Origin of the sequence: Streptomyces sp. RB17, assembly GCF_009604455.1 — a bacterium.
Lineage (GTDB): Bacteria > Actinomycetota > Actinomycetes > Streptomycetales > Streptomycetaceae > Streptomyces.
The window spans coordinates 180437-204228 of the sequence record NZ_WEGL01000009.1 but is presented as its reverse complement, the minus strand read 5'-3'; the positions used below and the strand labels follow the sequence as shown (position 1 = coordinate 204228).

Genomic DNA, 23792 nt, shown 5'->3' with positions numbered 1-23792 from the left:
CCCCTCAGCCCTTGGCCACGGCACGCAGCCGGTCCACCACGTCCGCGCGCAGCTCGGCCGGCTCCAGGACCACCACGTCCGGCCCGAACTCCACCAGCCAGGCGTCCAGGCCGTGCCCGTACGGAATCTCCAACTCGTCCCATCCGCCGCCGAGTTCCCGCACCTCGGTGGCCTTCGCCCGAAGGGGGTAACCGGCCCCGGAGCGCAGCCGGATCAGCGCCGTACGGTCGGCGATCTCGCCCGCCCAGCTCGCCACGGTCTCGCGCACGGTGACGACGTCGGGCACGGGAGCGGTGAAGCCCGTACCCCGCGAGCGGACCCGGCCGGTGATCCGCGAGAGCCGGAAGACGCGCTCGGCACCGCGGTCCCGGTCGAAGCCGGCCAGGTACCAGTGCCCGCGCCAGCACTCCAGCGCCCACGGCTCCACATGCCGGGGCTCGGGACGGGCGGCGGAGGCCTTGCGGTAGTCGAAGACGACCGGGCGGCGGTCCCGGCAGGCCAGCATCAGCGGCTCGAACGCGGCCTCGTGCACCGGGATACGGGGCTCCAGGGCGCCGTGCGCCTCGTACGGGTCGACGTCCTCGGGAAGCCCTGCGGCCCGCAGCTTCTGCAGGGCACCGCTGGCCGCTCCGGCGAGGCGGGCCTGCTGCCACACCTTCGCCGCGAGACCGAGCGCCGCGGCCTCCTCGGCGTCCAGGGTGATGGGCGGCAGCCGGTTGCTGTCCCGGCGGGCGAGGTAACCGACCTCGCCGTCGAGGTTCTCCACGGTCGCGATGACCAGGCCCAGCTCGCGCAGATCGTCCTTGTCCCGCTCGAACATCCGGTTGAAGGAGTCGTCGCTGCCCGCTTCGAGGTAGGCCTCGATGGACTCCCTCAGCTCGCGCTTGCTGAGAGGCCGCCGTGTGCCGAGCAGACACAGCGCGAGGTTCATCAGCCGCTCGGCCTTGGCAATGGCCATCGACGCCCTTCGCCTTTCCTATGGTGCTTCCGACCGATGACCGTACCGCTCCCGGGTGCGGAGGCAAAAGCCGAGGGCCCATGCCCGAGCAGGCATGGGCCCCAGGTGATCGGAACCGGTCGGATACGGCCGGTCGATCAGGTGTGGATCATGTGTGGATCAGCAGGGGACCGCGCGGCGGTCAGACACCCAGCAGGTCCACCACGAAGATCAGCGTCTCGCCCGGCTTGATCGCCGGGGTCGGGCTCTGGTTGCCGTAGGCGAGGTGGGCGGGGATGGTCAGCCGGCGACGGCCACCGACCTTCATGCCCTGCACACCCTGGTCCCAGCCCTTGATGACACGACCGGCACCCAGCGGGAAGCGGAACGGAGTGCCACGGTTCCAGCTGGCGTCGAACTCCTCGCCGGTGCTGAAGGCGACGCCCACGTAGTGCACGGTGACGTTCTGCCCCGCCTGCGCGACCGGCCCGTCGCCCTCCCAGATGTCCTTGATCTCGAGGTCCGCCGGGGGCGGGCCATCAGGAAAGTCGATCTCGGGCTTCTCGATGCTCACGTCAAAAGCTCCTGCTTGTGTACGACACGAAACGCGGACAGTCTTTCATCTCCGCACCCCGCGGCCCGCCATGGACACCGGCCCGCCTCGGGCGACGTCGGTTACATCGCCGCGAGGATGTCCACCGTGAACACCAGCGTCGACCCCTTCTTGATGACACCGCCGCTCGGCGGAGTGTTGCCGTAACCCAGCTCCGGCGGCACGACGATCAGCACCCGGCTGCCCACCTTCTTGCCGGTCAGACCCTGCGCCAGACCCTTGACCGCCTGTTGCATCTGCTGCAGCCCGAACTGGCTCAGCCGGCCCGAGCCGTACGTCCGCTGGAAGGTTTTTCCGCTGTCCCAGACCAGCCCCTGGAACTGGCACAGCACCGTCTGGTCGGCCTTCAGCTCGGGACCGTCACCCTCCAGGACATACGTCGACACGAGCTTCTTCGGCGGGTCCGCCTTCGGGACGGTGACCTTCGGGACATCGCCGTCGGTGTTCGTGGCCACCTTCGGCAGCGCGGCGTCGCTCTGCGGGACGGCCCGGCCCTTGGCCGAGCTCTTGGAGTTGAACGAATCGATCAGGTCGATCACGAACACCAGCGTGTCCGTGCCCTTGATACCCGCCTGAGCATTGCCCGAGGTGCCATAACCCCAGGTCGGCGGCACCGCCATCAACACCCGGCTGCCTGTCTTCCGGCCCGCCAGCCCATACCGCCAGCCGTCGATGATGCTGCCCTGGGCCAGCTGCATCACCAGCGGACGCTTGCGGTCGTAGGAGTTGTCGAAGACCTTGGCCGTGTCCCAGATCTGACCCAGGTAGTTCGCCTGGATGAAGTCGTTCTCCGCGATCGTACGACCACTGCCCGCGATCACCGTCTTCACCGCCAGGTTCTTCGACGGCTCACCCGGACCCTTCGCCACGGTCGGCTTCTCACCGAACTTCGTGCCCGCCGTGATCGCCGGCAACGGCCCCTCCACGAGTTTCGGCGGAGGCACCGTGGACACCGACGGCGACGGCGACGGCGAGGCACTGACCTTGCCGGAGGAGGACTTGCCGTCACCACACCCGGCCAGTGTGACCAGCCCTGCGGGAACGGCGGCGAGGAGAAGTGAACGTCGGCGCACGGAACAGCCTCGTAATCGGTCGATCTTGCGGATGGCGTGCGCGCAACTCTACGGCGTGAGAAGGGCGCCGCACGAGAAACGTACGACGCCCGTGTGGCGTTCCGGCATTTCGCGCCCGAAACGCTTGACTCACCCGCTTTTCCGCTACATTCCGGCGATCAGCTTCTCCACCCGGTCGTCCACCGAACGGAACGGGTCCTTGCACAACACGGTGCGCTGCGCCTGGTCATTGAGCTTCAGATGCACCCAGTCGACCGTGAAGTCCCTGCGCTGTTCCTGTGCCCGCCGGATGAAGTCGCCGCGCAGCCGCGCCCGAGTCGTCTGCGGCGGAACCGACTTGCCCTCGAAGATCTTCAAGTCGTTGCAGACCCGGGCCGCCTGACCCTTCTTCTCCAGCAGGTAGTACAGGCCACGACGACGATGGATGTCGTGGTAGGCGAGGTCTATCTGCGCGACCCGCGGATGCGACATGGTCATGTTGTTCTTGGCCCGGTACCGCTCGATGAGCTTGTACTTCATCACCCAGTCGATCTCGGTGCCGATCCGGTCCAGTTCCTCGGCCTCGATCGCGTCCAGCGCACGGCCCCACAGCTCCAGGACCTGGGCGACCGTGCCGGTACGGATCCCCCGGCGGTCGCAGAAGTCCACGGCCTTGTCGAAGTACTCCCGCTGCACCTCCAGCGCGGAGGCCTCCCGGCCGCTGGCCAGACGCACCTTGCGCCGGCCCGTGATGTCATGGCTGACCTCACGGATCGCCCGGATCGGGTTCTCCAGCGTCAGGTCACGCATCACCGTGCCCGCCTCGATCATGCGCAGCACCAGGTCAGTGGCACCGACCTTCAGCAGCATCGTCGTCTCGGACATGTTCGAGTCACCGACGATGACATGCAGCCGGCGGTAACGCTCCGCGTCCGCGTGCGGCTCGTCACGGGTGTTGATGATGGGCCTCGACCGGGTCGTCGCCGAGGACACACCCTCCCAGATGTGCTCCGCACGCTGACTCACGCAGTACACGGCACCCCGCGGCGTCTGCAGCACCTTGCCCGCGCCGCACAGCAGCTGCCGGGTCACCAGGAACGGGATCAGGATGTCCGCGAGCCGCGAGAACTCCCCGTGCCGCGCCACCAGATAGTTCTCGTGGCAACCGTAGGAGTTGCCCGCCGAGTCGGTGTTGTTCTTGAACAGGTAGACGTCGCCCGCGATTCCCTCCTCGTGCAGGCGTCGTTCCGCGTCCACCAGGAGTCCTTCGAGAATGCGCTCGCCGGCCTTGTCGTGGGTGACCAGTTCGATCACGTTGTCACATTCGGGGGTCGCGTATTCCGGATGTGAGCCCACGTCGAGATAGAGCCGGGCGCCGTTTCGCAGAAAGACATTGCTGCTGCGGCCCCATGACACGACACGGCGGAAGAGGTACCGCGCCACCTCGTCAGGAGACAGGCGGCGCTGTCCCCTGAACGTGCACGTGACGCCGTACTCGTTCTCCAGCCCGAAAATGCGGCGGTCCATGACTGAACATTACGCCCGATCCCCCGAGCTGAAACGGGGTTCGACAGCACGATTTGGATCATTTTCCGATGAAGACGCAACGACCCCGCCCCGCGCGGGAGCTGCGAGGACCCGCCCCGTGGCGAGCAGCACCAGCAACGACACCGCCCCCGCCGCCCCCGGAACCGCGAACCCCCACACCGTGCCACCGGCCTGGACCACCGGCCCCGCCACCCCCGTGCCCACCGAGGCACCCACGGTGAACGTCGTGACAAGCCACGAGAACGCCTCGGTGACCGTCCCCCTCGGCGCATGCCGGTCCACGATGATGAACGCACAGGCGATACACGGCGCGAGAAACACCCCGGAGACCACCGTGAGCCCCACCATGGCCGGCGCACCCGGCGCCAGCATCAACGGCAGGTAACACACCGCCAGAAGGGCCACGAGCACCCTCAGTCGCCGCTCGGGCGAGCCACCCCAGCGCCGGGCCCCGTACACCGTGCCACCGGCCAGCGCACCCAGACCCAGCCCCGCCATCATCCAGCCGTACACCGCGTCACCGCCGTGACCGTCGGCGTACGACACCGACGCGACCGTGATCGAGCCCAGCGCGATCCCCACGAACAGGAACGAACCCAGCAGGGCCAGCAACCCCGGCGAACGCAGCGCACCGAGCCAGTGCGCCTCACGCGGCGCCGACCGCCACGCGCGCGAGGGCGGCGACACCACCACGGAGAGTGCGCCCAGCACACCCAGCAGGTTCAGCACGAGCAGCGCGGCACGCTCGTCCCACAGGGACACGCACAACGTCACCAGCAGCGGCCCCACCGTGAACATGATCTCCTGCGCGATCGCGTCCATGGCGTACGCCGTGTGCACCTGCTCCTCGCGGCGCAGCACCGACGGCCACAGCGCACGCAGGCCCCCCTCCAGCGGCGGCGTGAACAGGCCTGCCGCCGCCACCGCCAGGTACGCCAGCGGCAGCGGATCGGTGCCGCAGAACGCGAAGACCGTCATGGACAGGGCCGCCAGGACCGCCGCCGGCAACTGGACACGCGGCTGGCCGTGCAGATCCACGAGCCGGCCCAGCACCGGCTGACCCACGGCGTTGGCGACGCCGTAGACGGCGGCGAGGGCACCGGCGAGGCTGTAGGTGCCGCCCTCGGCGCGGACGAACAGCACCAGGGCGATCGCGGCCGTCGCGTTCGGCAGCCGGCCCACCAGGGTCCCGGTGAGCAGCCGCAGCGCATGCCTCGCCCGGAGTATCTCCAGATAACCCGCGGCCATGTGCCGCCTCCAGCCTCAAGTTTTACGTATAACGTCCCTCCTCATACGTACCATGTGCCCAGTTCGGACGTCCAGACGACCGCACTGCGCCCGAAGGCCGCCGCGCCCGGAGGCGAACGACCAGAAGAAGAGGGGCAGCCCACAGTGGCACGCAGCAGCACGCGCCCGACCAGCCGGGACGTCGCCCAGGCAGCCGGAGTCTCCCAGGCCGCCGTCTCCCTCGTCCTGGGCGACAAATGGCGCGGCCGCGTCTCACAGGCCACCGCCGAACGAGTCCGCCACGCCGCCCGCGAACTCGGCTACCGCCCCAACCTCGCCGCCCGCAACCTCCGCCTCGGCCGCACCCGCACCGTCCTGCTCGTCGTACCCGCCCTGACCACGGAATTCTTCGCCGGCGTCTACACAGGAGCCGCACGCGTCGCCGCCGAGAACGGCTTCGGAGTCGTCCTCTACCCCTCCCCCGAAGGCATCGGCCCCGCCCGCGACCCCTTCGCCTCCGCACAGGCCGCCCTCGACGGCGTCATCGCCTCCTCCATGGCCGCCGACGCCCTCACCGCCATCCGCGGCGACCAACTGCCCCTCGTCATGCTCGACAGCGACCCCCGCGGCAGCCTCGGCGCCGCCACCGTCAACCTCGACATCACCGACGGCATCCGCCAGGTCACCGAACACCTCCTGGACCTCGGCCACCGCCGCATCCTGCACCTCGCCGCCGACGTGCCCTCCTGGACCTTCGAGGTACGCGCGCGTGAACTCGCCGCACGCATGACAGCCGTACGGGGCACGGAAGTACGCACAGCCCGGGCGCCGATCTCCATCGAAGGAGCCCTGGCCGCCACCGAGACCGCACTCACCGCACCCGGAGCCCGGCCCACCGCCATCGTCTGCGACGACGACAAACTCGCCGCCGGCGCCTACAAAGCCCTGCGCCGCCTCGGCCTGCGCGTCCCCGACGACGTCTCCGTCACCGGCGTCGACGACCTCGGCCTCGCCACCGCCATCGACCCCGAACTGACCACCGTACGACTGGACGCCGAACTCTTCGGCGAACGCGGCATGCAAGCCCTGCTCGCCGTCCTGCAAGGCCGAGAACCGGAGGACGGGGACATCCCCGTCCAACTGGTCGTACGAGGCTCCACGGCCCCGCCACGCGCCGCCTAGACCCCACAGCCGCGGGAACGCCGTGTGCCCCGACCAGAGACACGGCCGGGGCACACGGAAGCACGCGATCGGGGTCGGGGCGCGGGGTCACTCCTCCTCGGAGCTCTCCTCCTCGGAACTCTCCGCCTCGCCGGCCGCGCCGGCCGCCGCCAGCAGACGCGACAGCTGACGCCCGACGATGCGCCTGAACTTCCGCTTCTGCGGACGCGTACGGTCCAGCACCGCCACCTCGAGGCGCTCCGCGGGAATCTCCCGCTCACTGCCGTTGGTGTCACGGGACAGGGCCTGCACGGCCAGCTTCAGGGCCTCCGCCAGCGTCATGCCGTCCCGGTGACGCTGGTCCAGGAAGCTGCTGATCTGCTCCGCGTTGCCGCCCACCGCGACCGAGCCGTGCTCGTCCACGATCGACCCGTCATGCGGCAACCGATAGATCTGGTCACCCTCCGGGGTCTCCCCCACCTCCGCCACGACCAGCTCCACCTCGTACGGCTTCTCGGCGGCCGAGGAGAAGATCGTGCCGAGCGTCTGGGCATAGACGTTCGCCAGACCACGGGCGGTCACATCATCACGGTCATAGGTGTAACCACGCAGGTCGGCATAACGGACACCACCGATGCGCAGATTCTCGTACTCGTTGTACTTACCGGCGGCCGCAAAACCGATCCGGTCATAGATCTCGCTGAACTTGTGCAGCGCACGGGACGGGTTCTCACCGACGAACACAATGCCGTCGGCGAACTGCATGACCACCAGGCTGCGGCCACGGGCGATGCCCTTCCGGGCGTACTCCGCCCGGTCGGCCATGGCCTGCTGGGGTGAGACATAGAACGGCGTCGACACCGGTTATCCGTCCCTTTCTGTGATGGTCACTGGATCACCTTGACAAGAACCGGGCCCACACTCAGAGCAAGGCGGCCTTCGGGCCGTCCGGCTCCTCCAGGCGCTTCTGCAGCACCGCACGAGCGATCTCGGAGGACTCCTCCCCCGTCACCCGGCGGAAGCCGTCCTCGGTGATCACGGTGATGATCGGGTAGATCCGGCGCGCGACATCGGGACCACCGGTCGCCGAGTCGTCGTCCGCCGCGTCATAGAGGGCCTGCACCACCAGCGTGGTCGCCTGCTCCTCGGACAGGTCGTCACGGAACAGCTTCTTCATCGCACCACGCGCGAAGATCGAGCCCGAGCCGGTGGCCGCGAAGTTGTGCTCCTCGCTCCGGCCACCCGTGACGTCGTAGGAGAAGATACGGCCCCTCTCCCGGTCCAGGTCGTACCCCGCGAACAGCGGCACGACGGCCAGCCCCTGCATGGCCATGCCCAGATTCGACCGGATCATGGTCGACAGCCGGTTCGCCTTGCCCTCCAGCGACAGCTGCGCGCCCTCGACCTTCTCGAAGTGCTCCAGCTCCAGCTGGAAGAGCTTCACCATCTCCACGGCGAGACCGGCGGTGCCGGCGATACCCACCGCCGAGTACTCGTCCGCCGGGAACACCTTCTCGATGTCCCGCTGCGCGATGATGTTGCCCATGGTGGCCCGACGGTCACCGGCCAGCACCACGCCCCCCGGGAAGGTCGCGGCGACGATGGTGGTGCCGTGCGGCGCCTCGATCACGCCCTGCGTGGGCGGCAGCTGCCGGTTGCCGGGCAGCATCTCGGGCTGGTGCTCGGACAGGAAGTCCATGAAGGAGGAGGACCCCGGCGTCAGGAAGGCAGCTGGTAGACGCCCGGTGCTACGAGTGTTGGCTTCCACGCGTTTCCTTCCAGATAAGCGGCGGCTCGGCGTGCGGCCTCGGGATCGTCCCGCAACTTACCGATGGCCGAGTTGCAGTTGAAGCACAGTACGCCACGGACCCTACCCGTCTTGTGGCAGTGATCCACATGCGCGGGTGGGGCGGCCAGGCAGATAGCACAGAGCCCACGCTGCGCGGCGATCATCGCGTCACGCTCGGCCTCGGTGAGGCCGTAGTTGCGCTTCAGGTGATGCGCTCGCCCTTCGACTGATCGGCACGCCTTGCAGCGCGTCGACAGGCCGTCGGATGCGGTCGCATTGCGATGCCACTCGCTGTGCGGCTTGACTTCACCGCACATCCGGCAGAGCTTGTGCCCGTCCGGGACATCCGCCTTCTCCCGGACGGATTTCCCGATGGCCTCCTGACGTCGCCGGTAGTGCGCGGCGCTGTATTCCGCCACGCACTCCCGGCAGTACGCCTGGAGGCCATCACGCCGGTTCCTGTCCCGTGCGAACGCTGCAGGAGGCAGCTCCCGCCCGCACTTCGTGCATTGCTTCGTGTTCGGTTCCTCAGCCACCAATTCCCCCCGCAACCTTCACTTCGAAGGCAAAGCGGCCGATTCCCCTTTACTCCCCGCCTTTTTGCACGAAGGAGCGCACGAAGTCCTCGGCGTTTTCCTCGAGTACGTCATCGATTTCGTCCAGCACGGAGTCCACATCGTCGGACAGCTTCTCGTGCCGCTCCTTGAGGTCCTCCGAAGCCTGCGCGTCCTGCGCCTGCTCCTCGACCTCTTCGGTCGCTCGCGTGGCCTTCTGCTGGCCGCCGCCGGTGTCCTTGGTTGCCATAACCCTCACCCCGCTCAGTTCGCCTGCCGATCGGTGATGATCAGACCCTACAAGCCGGGTCCGACATCGGCCCCGCAGTTTCTCCAACGTACGGGGGCCGTCTCGATGATTCCCGGGCGGCGGGGTTTCCACCCTGTCCGCCCGGGCCGCACCGAGTACCCCCTGGCCCGCTCAGCCGCCGGACAGGACCCTGACCAGGTCTTCTGCGGTGCGACAGCGGTCCAGCAGTTCCTTGACGTGATTTCGCGTTCCGCGTAGCGGTTCCAGGGTTGGGACGCGCTGGAGGGAGTCCCGGCCGGGGAGGTCGAAGATGACCGAGTCCCAGCTCGCCGCCGCGACGTCGTCGGCGTACTGCTCCAGGCAGCGTCCGCGGAAGTACGCCCGGGTGTCCTCCGGTGGCTTCCTCATGGCCTGCTCGACGTCCGTCTCGTCCAGGAGCCGCTTCATGCGGCCGCGGGCGGCGAGGCGGTTGTAGAGGCCTTTCTCGGCGCGTACGTCGGCGTACTGGAGGTCGACGAGGTGGAGGCGTGCAGCGTCCCAGTCGAGGTTGTCGCGGCGGCGGTAGCCCTCCATGAGTTCGCGTTTGGCGACCCAGTCGAGTTCGCCGGCGAGGCTCATGGGGTCGTTCTCCAGGCGTGTGAGGGTGTCCTCCCAGCGGGTGAGGACGTCCTTCGTCTGTTCGTCGGCGTCGGCGCCGTAGCGCTCCTCCACGTATTTGCGGGACAGCTCGTAGTACTCCATCTGGAGCTGGACGGCGGTCAGGGTGCGGCCGCTGCGCAGGGTGACCAGGCGCTTCAGTGAGGGGTCGTGGGAGACCTGGTGCAGGGTGCGGACGGGCTGGTCGACGGCCAGGTCGACGGCGATGAAGCCGTCCTCGATCATGGAGAGGACCAGGGAGGTCGTGCCCAGCTTGAGGTAGGTGGAGATCTCGGAGAGGTTCGCGTCGCCGATGATCACGTGGAGGCGGCGGTATTTCTCCGCGTCCGCGTGGGGTTCGTCGCGCGTGTTGATGATGGGCCGCTTCAGCGTCGTCTCGAGGCCGACCTCGACTTCGAAGTAGTCGGCGCGCTGGCTGATCTGGAAGCCGTGTTCATGGCCGTCCTGGCCGATGCCGACGCGGCCGGCGCCGGCGAAGACCTGGCGGGAGACGAAGAAGGGGGTCAGGTGGCGCACGATGTCGGAGAAGGGGGTTTCCCGCTTCATCAGGTAGTTCTCGTGCGTGCCGTAGCTGGCGCCCTTGTTGTCGGTGTTGTTCTTGTAGAGGTGGATGGGCTGGGCGCCGGGGAGCTGGGCGGCTCGTTCGGCGGCTTCGGCCATGATGCGTTCGCCGGCCTTGTCCCAGAGGACGGCGTCGCGGGGGTTGGTGACCTCGGGGGCGCTGTATTCGGGGTGGGCGTGGTCGACGTAGAGGCGCGCTCCGTTGGTGAGGATGACGTTGGCGAGGCCGATGTCCTCGTCGGTGAGCTGGCTGGCGTCGGCGGCTTCTCGGGCGAGGTCGAAGCCTCGTGCGTCCCGTAGCGGGTTCTCTTCCTCGAAGTCCCAGCGGGCCCGGCGGGCCCGGTGCATCGCCGCCGCGTAGGCGTTGACGATCTGGGACGAGGTGAGCATGGCATTGGCGTTGGGGTGGCCGGGGACGGAGATTCCGTACTCCGTCTCGATGCCCATTACTCGCCGTACGGTCATGCGGCCCTCCTTGCCCGGCGGCACCCTCGGTCGTGGGCGCCGCTCACGTACCGCTGGCGCTCCGGTGCGTGTGCGGTGCCCGTCCCCGCACTTCGCGACTCGGCGGTAGGAACGAGCCTAGAACGCCTTTGCGCTGGTGGGGAGATCATTTGCGTCATTGGCTGCTCCGGTCGTGGCCTGAAAAACGCGAGGGCTGCGGGTACCCGGTGAGGGCACCCGCAGCCGCCCTGCTGTTTACAGGTACTGACCGGTGTTCGCCACCGTGTCGATGGAGCGTCCGGTGTCTGCGCCCTGCTTTCCGGTGATGAGGGTACGGATGTAGACGATCCGTTCGCCCTTCTTTCCGGAGATGCGGGCCCAGTCGTCGGGGTTGGTGGTGTTGGGGAGGTCCTCGTTCTCCTTGAACTCGTCCACGCAGGCCTGGAGGAGGTGGGAGACGCGGAGGCCCTTCTGGTTCTTTTCGAGGAAGTCCTTGATCGCCATTTTCTTGGCGCGTCCGACGATGTTCTCGATCATGGCGCCGGAGTTGAAGTCCTTGAAGTAGAGGACTTCCTTGTCTCCGTTGGCGTAGGTGACTTCCAGGAAGCGGTTCTCCTCGGATTCGGCGTACATCTGCTCGACCGCCGTCTGGATCATGCTCTGGACGGTGGTCTCCTTGCTGCCGCCGTGCTCGCCGAGGTCGTCGGCGTGCAGCGGGAGGCGTTCGGTGAGGTACTTGCCGAAGATGTCCTTGGCTGCCTCGGCGTCGGGGCGCTCGATCTTGATCTTCACGTCGAGTCGGCCGGGGCGGAGGATGGCGGGGTCGATCATGTCCTCGCGGTTGGAGGCGCCGATGACGACCACGTTCTCCAGGCCTTCCACGCCGTCGATCTCGGCGAGCAGCTGGGGGACGATGGTGTTTTCCACGTCGGAGCTGACGCCGGAGCCGCGGGTGCGGAAGAGGGATTCCATCTCGTCGAAGAAGACGATGACGGGGGTGCCCTCGCTGGCCTTCTCGCGGGCACGCTGGAAGACGAGGCGGATCTGCCGCTCGGTCTCGCCGACGTACTTGTTGAGCAGCTCGGGGCCCTTGATGTTGAGGAAGAAGCTCTTGCCGGCGGCCTGGCCGGTGACCTCGGCGACCTTTTTGGCGAGCGAGTTCGCGACGGCCTTGGCGATCAGTGTCTTGCCGCAGCCGGGGGGGCCGTAGAGCAGGACGCCCTTGGGCGGGCGCAGCTCGTGCTCCTTGAACAGGTCCGGGTAGAGGTACGGCAGCTCGACCGCGTCGCGGATGGCCTCGATCTGGTTGCCGAGTCCGCCGATCTGCTCGTAGCCGATGTCGGGGACCTCTTCGAGGACGAGTTCTTCGACCTCGCTCTTGGGGACGACCTCGTAGACGTAGCCGGAGCGGGGTTCGAGCAGGAGGGCGTCGCCGGCGCGGATGGTGACGTCCAGCAGCGGCTCGGCGAGCCGTACCACCCGTTCCTCGTCGGTGTGGCCCAGTACGAGGGCGCGCTCGCCGTCCTCGAGGATTTCCTTGAGGGTGACGATGTCGCCGACGCGCTCGTACTCCATGGCTTCGACCACGTTGAGCGCTTCGTTGAGCATGACTTCCTGGCCGCGCCGGAGGTCGTCGAGGTCGACGCTGGGGCTGACGTTCACCCGGAGTTTGCGGCCGCCGGTGAAGATGTCGGCGGTGCCGTCCTCGTTGGCCTGCAGGAAGACGCCGAAGCCGGCGGGCGGCTGGGCGAGCCGGTCGACCTCTTCCTTGAGGGCCACGATCTGGTCGCGGGCCTCGCGGAGGGTGTTGGCCAGCCGTTCGTTCTGGGCGGACACGCCGGCCAGGTTGGTCTGCAGCTCGACGATCCGCTCTTCGAGAATCCTCGTGTGTCGCGGAGAGTCGGCGAGCTTGCGTCGCAGGACGGCGATCTCCTGCTCAAGGTAGGCGATCTGCCCGGCGGGGTCGTCGGACCCTCGTCCCGGGCGGATGCCGCGGTTCATGTCGTCGTCGTGGGCTGCCACGGTCCTCACCTCCTCCAAGGGGAGCTGGACGCTTCCAGACCCTACCTGGGTGGGTGTCGATTGAAACCCCTAGATCACAGTGACTGTCAAGGTGTGTCGTCGGTCACCCGTTGCGCTCTCCCTCGCACGGAGGGGATACCCACTCAACGTGATAGGGAAGCAGCTTGTTCCGGGCATCGCGTGGTCAAAACCCTTCAGGAGTGGCCGGAGTTGTCCGGTCCGGGTGGGTGGGCCCGCTGGTGGGCAGCCCGCGGAGCGCTCGCGCGGTCATCACGCAGAGCGACGGTTCGGGCGGAGGGTGTCACGGTCGGCCCGGCTTGAAGTGGTGGGTGCCGTGGCGGGTGATGTCCCTGTCCTGGTCGGCGCTGCTACCCGAGCGGGCGGGGGTGGAAACCCGGTGCCGGTGGAACGTGGCCGGAATGCGGGCGGAGGTAGGGTCGGGGGTGTTCAACAGCCGCTGGTGCGGACCCGGCTGGCCCTGGAGGTGCCGGCTCCGCCCGGCGCATTCGACGGCAGGAGAGGTGACCGTGCAGCAGGAGGCCCCGGGCGGGGAAGCGCTGGAGGTCTGGATCGACCAGGATCTGTGTACCGGTGACGGGATCTGCGCCCAGTACGCCCCTGAGGTGTTCGAGCTGGACATCGACGGGCTGGCCTATGTGAAGGGGGCGGACGACGAGCTGCTCCAGGTTCCTGGGGCGAGTGTGCCGGTGCCGCTGCCGTTGCTGACGGATGTGGTGGACTCGGCCAGGGAGTGTCCCGGCGAGTGCATCCATGTGCGCCGGGTTTCGGACGGGGTCGAGGTGCACGGGCCCGGCGCGGTGTGAGTGGGTCCGGGCCGGGCAATGTGGGTCAGACGCTGTGGGCGTCGGCGGGGGTGGTGCGGACGAACGCGTTGCCGTTCCAGTGCCACTTGGCCGGGGTTTTCAGGTCGGGGCAGCAGTTGGGGACGGCGTCGGAGGAGTAGCCGAGGAGGGTGGCGCCGACGGTTCCCGCGTGTATCGAGAAGTCGGTGACGGTGAGCCGGTCCTTGGGGTCGACGAGGGTGGCGACCACGCGGGGCCGGTCGCTGTCGGTGGAGCGGGTGAGGACGTAGACGGCGTCGGGTGGTGTGCCCATGGCGGAGTCGCAGTGCACCACGGCGACGGTTTCCGGTCTGCCGTCGCCGTCGAGGTCTCCGGTGACTTTTTTGGCGACCACGGCTTTGACGGGTCCGCACTGCAGGGGGAAGTCCACGCCGGTGGTGCTGGGCGGTGCGGCGGCCGCGGGGGCGGACTTGGCGGGTGTGCCGGTGGCGGACTGGGCGGCCGTGGCCGATCCGGGCTGTACGACGGAGGAGAGGGCCACGACGCCGGCGACGGCGGTGGCGGTCGCGACCCAGTGGATGGGCCGGGTCTGGGTGTGGGCGAGCTCCGGAACGGCGGATTGCTGCACGAGGAGTGTCTCCTGTGAGGGCTGTGCCGGTGGGGGTGGCCAGCATGGTGCCACACGTCACAGTGCGGGGGAACGGCGGGGTCGGGGATTCCCGCAGGGGGGGCTGCGCGGGTGGCGGGCAGGCGAGCCGTGGAGGCTGGGGAACCCTGGTTCCCCGTCAACGCGCGGGCGCCGTGCCGGAGTTCCCGTCGGTGTGCGGGAACTGCGGCACGGCGCCGTTGCGTTGTGCTGTGTGTGCGGGGCGGGTCAGCGGCCGGGGCCGCCGTCGGCGTTGGGGCCGGCGTAGTCCTCGCCGTAGGCGCCCTTGGCGGGGCGGCGGCGGCGCATGGGCGGCTCGACGCCGTCGGCGAGGCGGCGGGCGGTGAGCAGGAAGCCGGTGTGGCCGATCATGCGGTGGTCGGGGCGGACGGCGAGGCCCTCGATGTGCCAGTTGCGGATCATGGTCTCCCAGGCGGTCGGCTCGTTGAAGCAGCCGATCTCGCGGATGGACTCCACGGTCCGGGCGAGCTGGGTGGTGGTGGCCACGTAGCAGCAGAGGATGCCGCCGGGGACGAGTGCCTTGGAGACGGCCTCCAGGCATTCCCAGGGGGCGAGCATGTCGAGGATGACGCGGTCGACGTCGGTGTCGGACAGGTTGTCCTGGAGGTCGCCGACGGTGAGCTGCCAGGCGGGGTGGGGGCCGCCGAAGTAGCGTTCCACGTTCGCTCGCGCGATCTCGGCGAAGTCCTCACGGCGCTCGTAGGAGTGCAGCATGCCCTGGTCACCGATGGCGCGCAGCAGGAAGCTGCTGAGCGAGCCGGAGCCGACCCCCGCCTCGACGACGCGTGCGCCGGGGAAGATGTCGGCGAAGGCGAGGATCTGCCCCGCGTCCTTCGGGTAGACGACGGCTGCCCCGCGGGGCATGGACAGGACGTAGTCGGGGAGCAGGGGGCGCAGCGCGAGGTAGGCGACGTTGCCGGTGGTGCGGACAACGCTGCCCTCGGGAGCGCCGATCAGTTCGTCGTGCGGGAAGGAGCCCTTGTGGGTGTGGAAATTCTTCCCGGCTTCGAGCGTGAACGTGTAGTGGCGGCCCTTGGGGTCGGTCAGCTGTACCTGGTCCCCGACCTTGAAGGGCCCGCGCCTGCGGGCGGCACCGGTCGGTTCGGACATGTGACCAGCCTACCGGGTCCCGTCCGGGGGTTTGGCCGACGAGGGGGGTGGGGGCCGGCGGTAGGGGGGCGCGCTCCGGCACAGGGCGTTATGCGGCCGGCCGTGCCATCGCTTTGACGAAGGCCCGCTCCACGTCTGCTGCCGACAGGACGCCGTAGATCTCGCCGGTCTCCTCGACGACCAGGTATTCGGTGGCGGGGGTGGCGCGCAGGACGTCCAGGAGTTCTTCTCCGGCGAGCTCGGCGGAGACGCGCATGCCGTCGGTGAGCTCCTGGGCGAGGCCGCTGACGGCGACCCAGGGGCGACGGTGTTCGGGTACGCCGACGATGGCGGACTCGCGGACCAGGGAGAGCGGGTTGCCGTGGGCGTCGACGACGACGAGGGCGCGGGCGCCGGCGGCGTTGGCGCGCCGCAGGGCTTCGGAGAGCGGGGTGTCGGTCTCGACGGGTACGGCGCGCCGGGTGAGGGTGCGGGCGCGCAGTTCGGGGAGGTGTTCGCGCAGGCGGGCCATACGCAGGCTGTTGCCGGCGCCGGTCCAGATGATCGCGGCGAGGATGGCGGCGAGCAGGGCGTCGGTGACGGTGTCCATGCCGCCCGTGTCCGCGCTGTTGCCGCCGAGGGCGCCGGACTGGTTGAGCAGCGGCAGGCCGATGAGGACGGCGACGGCGAGGGCGCGGCCGACCCAGGCGGCGGCGACGGTGCCGGTCATGGGTTTGCCGGTGATGGCCCAGACGACGGCGCGGAGCATGCGGCCGCCGTCGAGGGGCAGGCCGGGGAGGAGGTTGAAGATCGCCACGATGAGGTTGGAGATCATCAGGCCGGCGAGCAGGACACCGGGTACGGTGCCGGGCTCGACGGGTTTCATGGCGAGGTAGAACAGGCCGGCGAGGACGAGGGAGAGCAGGGGGCCGACGAAGGCCAGGACGAATTCCCGGCCCGGGGTCTCGGCCTCCTTCTCGATCTCGGAGACGCCGCCGAAGAACTGCAGCTGGATGCGGCGGACCGGGAGCTTGAAGCGGATCGCGGCGACCGTGTGGGCCAGTTCGTGGACGAGCACGGAGGCGTAGAAGGCGACGGCGAAGAACAGGGAGACCAGGTAGCGGGCGGCGCCCAGCTCGGGCAGCACGCGGTCGAGCTGGCCGCCGAAGACCCAGGTGATCAGCGCGGCGACGAGGAACCAGCTCGGCGCGACGTACACCGGCACGCCGAACGGCCGGCCCATGAGGATGCCGCCCCCGGGCTCTTTGGGCCGTGGCTGGGGCGGCTCGCCCTTGGCGATTCCGGAGTGGGCGAGGGACCGGTGCTCGGGGCGCTCGTCGCGCCGCGTGCCGGGGGTGCCGGCGGGGGCGTCTTCGGGCCGGACGGGGGTGTCGGGGCTGGGGGCGGGGGCGTTTTCGGGTCCGGCGGAGGCGTGGGGGGCGGGGGGCGGCGCGGTCGTGTCGCGAGAGGGGGTCTCCGAGCCGCTGCTGCCGGTCCCGTCGGTGTCGATCGGGCCGCCGCCGGTCCCCTCTGTGCCCGAGCCGTCGGCGGAGTGCGTTCCGGCCGGAGGCGCGGTGGCGTCCGTAGCCCCGTCGGTGGTGGTGTCGGTGCCCTCCGCAAGCGCGGAGGCGTCCGAGCCGTCGGCGGCGTTGTCCGTGCCCTGCGGAAGCGCGGAGGCGTCCGAGGCGTCCGCGGCGCTGCTCGTGCCGTCCGGGGGCGTGGTGGTGCCGGTGTCGTTCGGGTCCGTGGGGTTCCGGGCAGGTCGTGGGGCGGCCGGGCGAGCGGGCGCGTCCCCCTTGTCGTCGGCCTCGGGCCGGGCGTGGTCCGTGGTGGGCGTGCGGGGCTGCGGGTCCGGGGCCGCATGGTCGGTGCGGTCGGTCGTCGGGGCCGTTGGACCTGCGGGGTGCTCGGCCGGCTTGTCGTTGCCGGACCGCGGCTGCCCGCTCCCGCCGCTCACGTCCACGGTGTCCCCTCGTTCGAAGCGTCTTCCGTACCTGCCGGACGGAAGGTCTGTTGTCGATGGTATGCGGCCGTGGTGACGTGTTTCGCCCCGGCACCCCTTGTGTTTGCCCCGTGGTCGGGCGGCCGAACGCGGTCGGCGGATGGGTGACTGTCAGTGGTGGGCCGTAAGGTCTGTGGACATGGACAGCAGCATCGAGGACGCGGGAGCCTTGTCGGGCAGCGCCGAGCAGACGGATCCGGCCGAGACGCCGCGGCCGACGCCGATGACGGCTCCGGTGCCGGGGCCCTCGGCGGCCGTGGAGGTCCCGGAGCAGGACCCGGCCCTGCCGGCCGTGCCCGGGACCGGTGCCGAGCGGGTCGCCATACCGCCCACCTCGCTGTCCCCGTCCCGGGCAGGCGATTTCATGCAGTGCCCGCTGCTGTACCGGTTCCGGGTGATCGACCGGCTGCCGGAGAAGCCGAGCGCGGCGGCGACCCGGGGCACGCTGGTGCACGCGGTGCTGGAGCGGCTGTTCGACGCGCCCGCGGCGGAGCGGACCGCACCGAGGGCGAAGGCGCTGGTCCCGGGGCAGTGGGAGCGGCTGCGGGAGAGCAGGCCGGAGGTCTCGGAGCTGTTCGCCGACGATCCGGACGGGGAGCGGCTGGCCGGATGGCTGCAGGAGGCGGAGCAACTCGTCGAGCGGTGGTTCACGCTGGAGGATCCGACGCGGCTGGAGCCGGCCGAGCGGGAGCTGTTCGTGGAGGCCGAGCTGGAGTCGGGGCTGCGGCTGCGCGGGATCATCGACCGGGTGGATGTGGCGCCGACCGGTGAGGTGCGGATCGTCGACTACAAGACGGGGAAGGCGCCGCGGCCGGAGTACTCCGAGGGCGCGCTGTTCCAGATGAAGTTCTACGCCCTGGTGGTGTGGCGGTTGAAGCGGGTGGTCCCGCGCCGGCTGCAGCTGGTGTATCTGGGCAGCGGGGATGTGCTGACGTACGACCCGGACCTCGCCGATCTGGAGCGGGTGGAGCGCAAGCTGCACGCGCTGTGGGAGGCCATCAGGCAGGCCACGGAGACCGGGGAGTGGCGGCCGCGTCCGACGAAGCTGTGCGGTTGGTGCGACCACCAGGCGCACTGTCCGGAGTTCGGCGGCACTCCCCCGCCGTATCCGCTGCCGGTGAGGGCGCGCGAGTCCGGGAGTGTGTCGCAGGGCAGAATGGGCCCGGACTAGCGAAGGAGTGTCTCGTGGCCATCCGTGTCCTACTGGTCGACGACCAGCCCCTGCTGCGTACGGGTTTCCGGATGATCCTGGAGGCCGAGCAGGACATCGCGGTCGTGGGCGAGGCCGGTGACGGCCTGCAGGCCCTCGATCAGGTGCGGGCCCTGCAGCCGGACGTGGTGCTGATGGACATCCGTATGCCGCGGATGGACGGGGTGGAGGCGACCCGGCAGATCACCGGTCCCGACCGGTCCGGTCCGGCGAAGGTGCTGGTGCTGACCACGTTCGATCTGGACGAGTACGTGGTGGAGGCGCTGCGTGCCGGGGCGAGCGGTTTTCTGCTGAAGGACGCGCCCGCCAACGAACTGGTGCAGGCGATCCGTGTGGTGGCGGCGGGCGAGGCGATGCTGGCGCCGAGCATCACGCGCCGGCTGCTGGACAAGTACGCCACGCATCTTCCCTCCGGTGAGGAGCCGGTGCCGGACACGCTGAACACCCTCACCGACCGTGAGGTGGAGGTGCTGAAGCTGGTGGCGCGCGGTCTGTCCAATGCGGAGATCGCCGCCGACCTGTTCGTCAGCGAGACCACCGTGAAGACGCATGTGGGGCATGTGCTGACCAAGCTGGGTCTCAGAGACCGGGTGCAGGCGGCGGTGTACGCGTACGAGAGCGGGCTGGTGCGTCCCGGCGCGCAGTGAGCGCGCTTACGTCGAGCGCGCGTACGTCCGCTGCGACACCGAAGGGCGCCCCTCCCCCGTGGAGATGGGCGCCCTCGGTGTCAACAGGCCTCAGCTCTTGCTGAGTTCCCAGAACCGGAACACGGTGGAGGCGTCCAGGCAGTACTCCAGGCCGTAGACGCCGTCGCGGACGACCGCGTACTGCTTGGCCTGCCACACGGGCAGGACGGGCAGTTCGGTGGCGACGATGGTCTGCAGCCGGCCGAAGTCCTTGTCGGTGGCGGCCCGGTCGCTCTGCGCGGCGGTGTCGGGGATGAGGGTGCCCGTGATGGTGCGGTTGCTGTAGTTGTTGTCCAGCACGTTGCCCTTGCCGAAGAAGGGTGCGGTGAAGTTGTCGGCGTCCGGGTAGTCCGGGACCCAGCCCTTGACGTAGATGCCGTACTTGCCGGCCGCGATGTCCTTCTCGTACTGGTCGAAGGCGACCGACTTGACGTCGGCGTCGAACAGTCCGCTGGCGTTGAGCTGTCCGGCGATGGCCTTCAGCTCTTCGTCGGTGGCGGGGCCGTATCGCGACGGCGTGGACCACAGGGTGAGCTTGACCTTGCCGGTGATGCCGTCGGCGCGCAGTGCGGCAGCGGCCTTGGCCCGGGAGGGGCGGGCGCCGTAGGTGTCGAAGAAGGCCGTGTTGTGGCCGACGATGCCCGCCGGGATGATCGAGTACAGCGGGGTGGCGGTGCCCTGGTAGACGTTCTGGATGAGGGCGTCGCGGTCGACGAGGTAGGCCATGGCCTTGCGGACGCCGAGCTTTCCGGCGACCGGGTCGTTCATGTTGAAGACCAGGTGCTGGACTTCGGCGCTGCTGCCTTCGATGACCTCGACGCCCTTGTTGCCGTCCTGCTGGTCGAGGCCGGCGATGTCGGAGGCGGACAGTCCTCGGTAGGCGATGTCGACGTTGCCGTCGAGGAGCGCCTTCTTCAGGGCGGCGCGGTCGCCGTGGAAGAACTTCAGGGTGACGCCGGAGTTCTTGACCTCGGCGGTGCCCTTGTAGTTGGCGTTGACGGAGAAGACCGCCTGGTCCTTGTCGAAGGAGTCCAGCTTGTAGGGGCCGGAGCCGACGGCCTTGTGGTCGCTGCGCAGGCCGTTCGCGTCGTACTGGGCGTGGTCCACGATGGAGCCTGCGCCGGAGGCGATCTTGCTGGGGAAGGTGGCGTCGGAGGACTTCAGGTGGAAGACGACCGTCTTCGCGTCCGGGGTGTCGATGCTGCCGAGCATCGGGAACATGACCGCGGGCCCCGCGGGGTCGTTGATCTTCAGCGTGCGGTCGAACGAGAACTTCACGTCCTTCGAGGTGAGCGGGTCACCGTTGCTGAACTTCAGGCCGTTCTTGAGCGTGCACCGGTAGACCGTGGCGCGGGAGTCGGTGAAGGTGCATTCCTTCGCGAGTTCCGGCTGGGGTTCGGTCTGGCCCTTGGGGAAGCTGAGCAGCGACTGGAAGACGTTGTCGAACAACAGCCAGGAGCCGGGGTCGTAGCCGGAGGCCGGGTCCGTGGCGAGGACGTCGTCGGACATCCCCATCACCACGGAGGCGCCGGTACCCCCGGAATCACCGGACCCCGAGCCGCAGCCGGTCAACAGGCCGGAGGCCAGCCCCGCCACGACGGGCAGGACTGGCCACTGGTTGCGCATGTTCACTTGAAATGTGCCTTGTCGTCGGTTCGTCACTCCCGGGGCCGCCGTCCTGGCCCCGGGGTGTCCGGGGCAGCCGTCGCCGGCCCCGGACGCGAGAGCCGTCAGCCGCTCACACCGCGGCCGAGCTCCCACAGCTGGAGCGTCGAGGAGGAGTTGAGGGCGTAGGCGACGCCCGTGATGTCGTCCCGTGCGGAGACGTACTGCTTGCCCTGCCACAGCGGCAGGACCGGGACGTCCTCGGCGACGATGTCCTGGATGGCCGTCAGGCTCTTGGCGGCGTTGAGCCGGTCGGCCTCGCGGCGGGACTCCGGGATCAGGGTGCGCTGGATGGTGCTGTTGGAGTACGGCGAGCCGAGGAAGTTGTCCTTGTCGAGGAAGGGCGCGAGGAAGTTGTCGGCGTCCGGAAAGTCGGGGAACCAGCCCATGCCGTAGACGTCGTACTGGCCCTTCTGCTCGGCGGGCCGGAAGACGTCCCAGGAGTGGCCCTGGATGGACACGTCGAACAGGCCGCTGTCGTTGAGCTGCTTCTGCAGGACCTGGAACTCCTTCTTCGTGGCGGAGCCGTAGTGGTCGGTGGTGTAGTGCAGGGTCAGCTTGACCGGGGCGGTGATGCCGGCCTTGGTCAGCAGGTCCTTGGCCTTGGCGACGCTGGGGTTGCCGTACTTGTTGAAGAACGAGTTGGAGTGGCCGGTGACCGTGGCCGGGACGAGCGAGTACAGCGGCTCGGCCTGGGTGCCGTAGACCTTGGAGACCAGTTCCGCGCGGTCGATGAGCTGGGCCATGGCCTGGCGTACGGCCTTGGACTTGACGCTGGGCGCGTTGGTGTCGAAGGCGAGGTAGCGGATCTCGAGGCCCGGCATGTCGACGAGGTCGGCCTTGGCGTCGCCGCCGGCGTCCAGCTTCTGGATCTGTTCGGGCGACATGGTGCGGGTCATGACGTCGATGTCACCCTTGTCGATGGCGGCGCCCATCGCGGCGGCGTCACTGAAGGAGCGCAGTTCGACCTTGTCGTTGTTCACCTTCACGGAGCCCTTGTAGTTGGGGTTCTTGGTGAAGGTGGCGGAGGTCATCGCGTTGCCGCTGACGTCGGCCTGGACCGTGTAGGGGCCCGAGCCGTCGACCTCGAAGCCGTCGCGCAGCTTGTCCTTCTGGTAGTCCTTCGGGTTGATGATGCCCGCGACCGGAGTGGACAGCTTGAACGGGAAGGTGGCGTCGGCGGTCTTGAGGTGGAAGATGACCTCGTGGTCGCCCTGCGTCTCGATGGTGTCGATGGTGTTCAGCAGGGAGGCGACACCGCTGCTGGACTTGATGCGCAGGGCGCGCTCGATGGAGTACTTGACGTCCTGGGCGGTCACCTTGTCGCCGCTGGCGAACTTCAGGCCGTCGCGCAGCTTGCAGGCGTAGCGCTCGCTGCCGCTGTCGGTGAAGGAGCAGCTCTCGGCGGCGTCCGGGACGGGGTTGCCCTCTCCCTTGGGCTGGGCCATCAGGGTCTGCACGGTCTGGCGCAGGATGTTCCAGGTGCCGACGTCGTAGGCGTAGGCGGGGTCCAGGGGCGCCGGGGCGTCGCTGGTGGTGGTGAACCGGTCCGTGGTGCCGACGACGATGGCGTCGCCGCTCTTGCTCCCGCTGCCGGATCCGCCGCACGCGGCGAGAACCGGGGTGAGCAGGCCGGCCACTGCCGGCAGCACCAAAGTCTTGCGGTTCATGCGGGAGTTTCTCCAGAACTGTTCGGGTCCGTGTATCCGGCATGCATGGGTGGTGCGGCGGATCACGGGGGTTGCGGCGATGTTCTCGCGACGAGATTAGTCCGCGCCCGCAGGAGGGTTCACGGCCCCGTGAGTTGACCCCCCATCACGCAGTGGAACCAGGTGCGGACACACCGAAAACCCGACAGCGGCAGGATTAGTGCAGCATCCCATCAATCGGGACACAAGGACCCGGGATTCCGGGCCGCACAGGGTCGTTCAGCACACTCGGCCCGTGTTGTCGAGGGCGGGCAGGGTGGGGAACGTCACACTTCCAACTGTGCCGGGAGTCAGTGGGAATTCGGCCGCGCGGCCGGCTGTGAATTCCACTCGGGTGTACTTCCCCGGAAATTTGTCCAGCCGGGCCAATGGACATTTCACGCTGGGTGAACAGTTAGAACATGTCCGTCATCAGCCCGCGCAGAAATGCCAGGTCGACCTCTTCCAGAGAGGTCACCACGGTGCGTCCGGCGGCCGGACTGATGGGGGCGACGGAGGGTACGGCGACGACGCGGCAGCCGGCGGCCTCGGCGGCGGCGACACCGGTGGCGGTGTCCTCGACCACCGCGCATCTGTCCGGCCGGGCGTCGAGGCCCGCGGCGGCGAGCAGGTAGGGGTCGGGGAAGGGCTTGGTGCGCGTGACCTCGTCGCCGGCGACGGACAGGGCGAAGTGGTGGGTGCCGAGGACGCTCAGCACGCGGTCGATGATGCGCCGGTGGGAGGCGGAGACCAGGGCGGTGGGGATGCCGTGCTCGTGGAGTTCGGCGAGCAGGCGGGCGGCGCCCGGCATCAGCGGCAGGGTCCGGTCGATACGGTCCTCGAACCCCTCGTTGAGCAGCAGGGTGAGTTCGGCCAGGGTGATGTCGGCGCCGGTGGCCTCGATGAGGAAGCCGGCGCTGCGGGTCATGGGTCCGCCGACCACGACGTGCCGCCAGGACTCGTCCAGGGGGTGGCCGAGGGCGGCGAAGACCTCGACCTCGACGTCCCACCAGAATCCCTCGGTGTCCACCAGGGTGCCGTCCATGTCGAGGAGCACCGCCTGCAGGGCGGAGCCTTCGGCCGTAAGGGTTCCGAGCGCGGGGACCGTGCTGGTCATCCGGGCGCACCTCCTTGAGGGACGATCAGGCCGGTTCCCGGACAGGGAAC

Annotated in this window: 21 protein-coding genes; 4 read left to right on the top strand and 17 right to left on the bottom strand. The window is 69.0% G+C overall.

Annotation, left to right across the window (positions count from 1 at the left end; translation table 11 throughout):
- Positions 1 to 4: 4 nt before the first annotated feature.
- From SRB17_RS34750 to SRB17_RS34730, 5 genes are all read right to left on the bottom strand, one after another.
- On the bottom strand, positions 5 to 958 hold the full coding sequence (locus SRB17_RS34750; RefSeq protein ID WP_153544471.1) for a helix-turn-helix transcriptional regulator: 954 nt from the start codon (positions 956 to 958) through the stop codon (positions 5 to 7).
- 181 nt (positions 959 to 1139) lie between these two features.
- Positions 1140 to 1511, bottom strand: coding sequence for an FKBP-type peptidyl-prolyl cis-trans isomerase (locus SRB17_RS34745; protein WP_323376719.1), 372 nt, complete (start codon positions 1509 to 1511; stop codon positions 1140 to 1142).
- 101 nt (positions 1512 to 1612) lie between these two features.
- Positions 1613 to 2623: an FKBP-type peptidyl-prolyl cis-trans isomerase gene (locus SRB17_RS34740; protein WP_323376717.1), complete on the bottom strand. Its 1011-nt coding sequence runs from the start codon at positions 2621 to 2623 to the stop codon at positions 1613 to 1615.
- Between the two features lie 144 nt (positions 2624 to 2767).
- Complete coding sequence (pafA, locus tag SRB17_RS34735) at positions 2768 to 4129, bottom strand: Pup--protein ligase (protein WP_153544469.1); 1362 nt, start codon at positions 4127 to 4129, stop codon at positions 2768 to 2770.
- Between the two features lie 9 nt (positions 4130 to 4138).
- Positions 4139 to 5398, bottom strand: coding sequence for an MFS transporter (locus SRB17_RS34730; RefSeq protein ID WP_153544467.1), 1260 nt, complete (start codon positions 5396 to 5398; stop codon positions 4139 to 4141).
- A 144-nt stretch (positions 5399 to 5542) separates the two neighbouring features.
- Here SRB17_RS34730 and SRB17_RS34725 point away from each other — a divergent pair, with 144 nt between their 5' ends.
- Complete coding sequence (locus SRB17_RS34725) at positions 5543 to 6559, top strand: LacI family DNA-binding transcriptional regulator (protein WP_323376715.1); 1017 nt, start codon at positions 5543 to 5545, stop codon at positions 6557 to 6559.
- A gap of 87 nt (positions 6560 to 6646) precedes the next feature.
- Here the strand turns inward: SRB17_RS34725 and prcA are convergent, their stop codons facing one another.
- From prcA to arc, 6 genes are all read right to left on the bottom strand, one after another.
- Positions 6647 to 7399, bottom strand: coding sequence for a proteasome subunit alpha (gene prcA / locus SRB17_RS34720; RefSeq protein WP_323376713.1), 753 nt, complete (start codon positions 7397 to 7399; stop codon positions 6647 to 6649).
- A 61-nt stretch (positions 7400 to 7460) separates the two neighbouring features.
- Entirely contained in the window at positions 7461 to 8306 is an 846-nt protein-coding gene (gene prcB, locus SRB17_RS34715) for a proteasome subunit beta (protein WP_323376712.1), read from the bottom strand.
- On the bottom strand, positions 8258 to 8866 hold the full coding sequence (locus SRB17_RS34710; protein WP_153544463.1) for an endonuclease VII domain-containing protein: 609 nt from the start codon (positions 8864 to 8866) through the stop codon (positions 8258 to 8260). The genes prcB and SRB17_RS34710 overlap by 49 nt, the downstream gene beginning before the upstream one ends.
- 46 nt (positions 8867 to 8912) lie before the next feature.
- Positions 8913 to 9131, bottom strand: a complete 219-nt coding sequence (locus SRB17_RS34705) for a ubiquitin-like protein Pup (RefSeq protein ID WP_153544461.1) — start codon at positions 9129 to 9131, stop codon at positions 8913 to 8915.
- Positions 9132 to 9302: 171 nt separating this feature from the next.
- Positions 9303 to 10814, bottom strand: coding sequence for a depupylase/deamidase Dop (dop, locus tag SRB17_RS34700; RefSeq protein ID WP_416237116.1), 1512 nt, complete (start codon positions 10812 to 10814; stop codon positions 9303 to 9305).
- A gap of 234 nt (positions 10815 to 11048) precedes the next feature.
- On the bottom strand, positions 11049 to 12815 hold the full coding sequence (gene arc / locus SRB17_RS34695) for a proteasome ATPase (protein WP_323376711.1): 1767 nt from the start codon (positions 12813 to 12815) through the stop codon (positions 11049 to 11051).
- A 521-nt stretch (positions 12816 to 13336) separates the two neighbouring features.
- On the opposite strand from arc, the gene SRB17_RS34685 reads away from it, so the two are divergent.
- Positions 13337 to 13639, top strand: coding sequence for a ferredoxin (locus SRB17_RS34685; RefSeq protein WP_323376710.1), 303 nt, complete (start codon positions 13337 to 13339; stop codon positions 13637 to 13639).
- A 25-nt stretch (positions 13640 to 13664) separates the two neighbouring features.
- Here the strand turns inward: SRB17_RS34685 and SRB17_RS34680 are convergent, their stop codons facing one another.
- The 3 genes from SRB17_RS34680 to SRB17_RS34670 form a co-directional block, all read right to left on the bottom strand.
- Positions 13665 to 14246 carry a hypothetical protein gene (locus tag SRB17_RS34680; protein WP_228396437.1) on the bottom strand — a complete coding sequence of 194 codons (582 nt, stop codon included), beginning with the start codon at positions 14244 to 14246 and terminating at the stop codon, positions 13665 to 13667.
- A gap of 246 nt (positions 14247 to 14492) precedes the next feature.
- Entirely contained in the window at positions 14493 to 15395 is a 903-nt protein-coding gene (locus SRB17_RS34675) for a tRNA (adenine-N1)-methyltransferase (RefSeq protein WP_153544457.1), read from the bottom strand.
- Positions 15396 to 15483: 88 nt separating this feature from the next.
- Positions 15484 to 17337: a site-2 protease family protein gene (locus SRB17_RS34670; RefSeq protein ID WP_323376708.1), complete on the bottom strand. Its 1854-nt coding sequence runs from the start codon at positions 17335 to 17337 to the stop codon at positions 15484 to 15486.
- Positions 17338 to 17515: 178 nt separating this feature from the next.
- Here SRB17_RS34670 and SRB17_RS34665 point away from each other — a divergent pair, with 178 nt between their 5' ends.
- Positions 17516 to 18547, top strand: coding sequence for a PD-(D/E)XK nuclease family protein (locus SRB17_RS34665; RefSeq protein WP_228396436.1), 1032 nt, complete (start codon positions 17516 to 17518; stop codon positions 18545 to 18547).
- 14 nt (positions 18548 to 18561) lie between these two features.
- On the top strand, positions 18562 to 19233 hold the full coding sequence (locus tag SRB17_RS34660) for a response regulator (protein ID WP_228618649.1): 672 nt from the start codon (positions 18562 to 18564) through the stop codon (positions 19231 to 19233).
- Positions 19234 to 19323: 90 nt separating this feature from the next.
- Here SRB17_RS34660 and SRB17_RS34655 read toward each other — a convergent pair whose 3' ends face one another.
- From SRB17_RS34655 to SRB17_RS34645, 3 genes are all read right to left on the bottom strand, one after another.
- Complete coding sequence (locus SRB17_RS34655; RefSeq protein WP_323376706.1) at positions 19324 to 20904, bottom strand: ABC transporter substrate-binding protein; 1581 nt, start codon at positions 20902 to 20904, stop codon at positions 19324 to 19326.
- Between the two features lie 98 nt (positions 20905 to 21002).
- Positions 21003 to 22607 (bottom strand): ABC transporter substrate-binding protein, encoded by a 1605-nt coding sequence (locus tag SRB17_RS34650; protein WP_153544451.1) that lies wholly within the window; start codon positions 22605 to 22607, stop codon positions 21003 to 21005.
- Between the two features lie 433 nt (positions 22608 to 23040).
- Positions 23041 to 23742 carry an HAD family hydrolase gene (locus SRB17_RS34645; protein WP_153544449.1) on the bottom strand — a complete coding sequence of 234 codons (702 nt, stop codon included), beginning with the start codon at positions 23740 to 23742 and terminating at the stop codon, positions 23041 to 23043.
- Between the last annotated feature and the right edge of the window lie 50 nt (positions 23743 to 23792).

Excerpts from the sequence above, each read along its gene's own strand:
- SRB17_RS34750 (WP_153544471.1), bottom strand. The coding sequence starts at position 958 with ATGGCCATTGCCAAGGCCGAGCGGCTGATGAACCTCGCGCTGTGTCTG.
- pafA (WP_153544469.1), bottom strand. The coding sequence starts at position 4,129 with ATGGACCGCCGCATTTTCGGGCTGGAGAACGAGTACGGCGTCACGTGC.
- SRB17_RS34730 (WP_153544467.1), bottom strand. The coding sequence starts at position 5,398 with ATGGCCGCGGGTTATCTGGAGATACTCCGGGCGAGGCATGCGCTGCGG.
- SRB17_RS34705 (WP_153544461.1), bottom strand. The coding sequence starts at position 9,131 with ATGGCAACCAAGGACACCGGCGGCGGCCAGCAGAAGGCCACGCGAGCG.
- dop (WP_416237116.1), bottom strand. The coding sequence starts at position 10,814 with ATGACCGTACGGCGAGTAATGGGCATCGAGACGGAGTACGGAATCTCC.
- SRB17_RS34675 (WP_153544457.1), bottom strand. The coding sequence starts at position 15,395 with ATGTCCGAACCGACCGGTGCCGCCCGCAGGCGCGGGCCCTTCAAGGTC.
- SRB17_RS34665 (WP_228396436.1), top strand. The coding sequence starts at position 17,516 with ATGGACAGCAGCATCGAGGACGCGGGAGCCTTGTCGGGCAGCGCCGAG.
- SRB17_RS34650 (WP_153544451.1), bottom strand. The coding sequence starts at position 22,607 with ATGAACCGCAAGACTTTGGTGCTGCCGGCAGTGGCCGGCCTGCTCACC.
- SRB17_RS34645 (WP_153544449.1), bottom strand. The coding sequence starts at position 23,742 with ATGACCAGCACGGTCCCCGCGCTCGGAACCCTTACGGCCGAAGGCTCC.